Raw genomic sequence first — 2,099 nt, forward strand, 5'->3', positions numbered from 1 at the left:
CCTTAATCCTAATAGCGAGCGGGCGGCGGCAATGCCGGCGCGAGGCCCGCCGAACGGGGAAAGCCGTCATCCGGATATACCGCTATCGAAGAGGCCACCTAAGGCTTAGGTAGCCCTTCCAGCGTCGGCTGGCGACGCTGACAATTGCCGCGCCGGTCTTGCTCGGCACGGGGGATCCAAGTGCATGCTGTTTACCGAAACGGAGCTTCAAGGTGTCTGGCTGATCGAGCCTACACTGATGGTTGACGACCGTGGTTTTTTCACCCGTCTTTTCTGCGAAAAGGAGATGGCGGATTGCGGTCTGGCGACCCGATTTGTCCAGCACAGCCGGTCCTGTTCGGTCCAAAAGGGAACTCTCAGGGGGCTACACTACCAAGAGGAGCCTTACGCCGAGGTCAAGCTGGTCTCCTGTGTCCGCGGCGCTATTTTTGATGTCGTCGTGGACCTGCGCCCGAATTCACCGACACGCTACAAGTGGCTTGGCTTCGAGCTGACATCCGAGAACATGAAGCAGGTCTATATCCCCGCCGGATTCGCGCACGGCCTGCAGACCCTTACGGACGGCACCGAGGTCTCTTATCTCATATCGCAGTTCTATGCGCCCCACGCGTCGACGGGCGTCCTCTACAATGACCCGGCCTTTTCGATCCGCTGGCCATTGATGCCGACAGCAATGTCGGAAAGGGACAAGTCCTGGCCCCTTGTCAGACGGCGAACCGGCGCCTCGGCCTCATGAGGCTGCTGCCAAAAGACCATGTCCCAATAACAGTCTGGCGGCGGCGGCGAGTTCCTTGAACGGCAGGTTCGAACGCTCCGCCATGCTCAGAAGCGAATGCTGCCCGTCGGCAAGGTTTAGCACCCAAAGCAGCGACATCGACGTTGCGCCCGACGACTTCTGCCCTCCCAGGGCTGCATAGAGGCCGCGCTTGCCGAGTTGCGGTTCGCCTTTAGGCAAGAGGTTCAACGGCGTCCAGTCCTCTTCGATGATGTCGATTACGTCCGTCAGGATGCGGAAGGAATCCTCGAGATGCTCCGGCCTGATGAAGTCAAGATTGTCGGCCGACGTGTGGTATTCGGGGAATGTGCCGTGGACGCTCCGCTGGAACATGCCGACCGGAAGATCGAAGCCCGGCGAGCAATATTGCCTCTCGTCATAACCGTAAGGGGAGAAATCCAGCATCTTTGCCCCAGCTAGACGCCCGAGCACGTGTGCCATGGCGCGATCGACGAGCGCGTCACCGCGGCGGCTGCGCTTGTATGCCGGGCTTCCTGCGTCACCAACGCATGACAGCACCAGACCATGGTCGATGAGACATGTCCGGTCCTCGTTGCGCGACAGCCACGCGAGCGCGCCGATGGTGCCCGGGGCGAACAGGAAGCGATAGCTGTATCGTGTTTCCCTTGCCTTCAGGCTTCTTGCGAGCGCTGCCAGCAGGGCCAGGCCCGAACAGTTGTCGTTGGCGAGTGAGGGATGGCAAATGTGCGCCGAAAGCAGGAATTCCCGTTCTGTTTGCCCGCGGTGCAGGTATTCTCCGTAGGCGAGGCTGCCGTCTTTGAATTCGGCATCGATCTCCACCCGATAGAGACCGTCGGGCATGTTGGCCACACGGTCATGGGCTGCGCAGAAGCCCCATGTCGGGGTGTAATAGGAAGTGCGGTAGGGAATCACCTTCGGTTGTTCCGGCAGCGTATGGATATGCGGCCTCAATTCTTCGAGCGGCAGTATCCCCTTGAAGGGTACGCTGTAGTTGACGATGTGCAGGTTGGAGTCAGCGAAATCCACGACCGTTTGTCCGTCCGGGCCTGTGATGCTTGCCGAGCGGATGTTCCATTCCTTGGGAATGGTCCAATCGAAAACCTGTGTCCCGGTCGGCACTTCATGCCGTTCCAAATCGATGTGCCCCGACAAGACGTCCAGCGTTTGTCGCACACCATCTCCGGTGATGCTCCTGCAGATCGGAAACAGACGTTCGGCCAAGGCATAGATTTCCTGGCCGAGGCTGACGGACGCTGGCGGCGAGCCGAGTCCGCCGGGATTCACCTGTTCCACACCGCTTATCCCGCCGCTACCTCCAGTCTTTTCGAGGCTTCGGCGACCC

The 2,099-nt window shown here is 60.0% G+C and carries 2 protein-coding genes; one reads left to right on the forward strand and one right to left on the reverse strand.

Annotated elements, in window-relative coordinates; translation table 11 throughout:
- Positions 1-184 precede the first annotated feature (184 nt).
- Positions 185-736, forward strand: a complete 552-nt coding sequence (rfbC, locus tag EN884_RS34185; protein ID WP_024505404.1) for a dTDP-4-dehydrorhamnose 3,5-epimerase — start codon at positions 185-187, stop codon at positions 734-736.
- Here the strand turns inward: rfbC and EN884_RS34190 are convergent.
- Entirely contained in the window at positions 731-2,041 is a 1,311-nt protein-coding gene (locus EN884_RS34190) for a DUF4910 domain-containing protein (protein ID WP_063170900.1), read from the reverse strand. The two genes, rfbC and EN884_RS34190, sit on opposite strands and share 6 nt — an antisense overlap.
- Between the last annotated feature and the right edge of the window lie 58 nt (positions 2,042-2,099).

Origin of the sequence: Mesorhizobium sp. M7A.F.Ca.AU.001.01.1.1, from assembly GCF_004022735.1 — a bacterium.
In the GTDB taxonomy this organism is placed as follows: Bacteria; Pseudomonadota; Alphaproteobacteria; order Rhizobiales; family Rhizobiaceae; genus Mesorhizobium; species Mesorhizobium ciceri.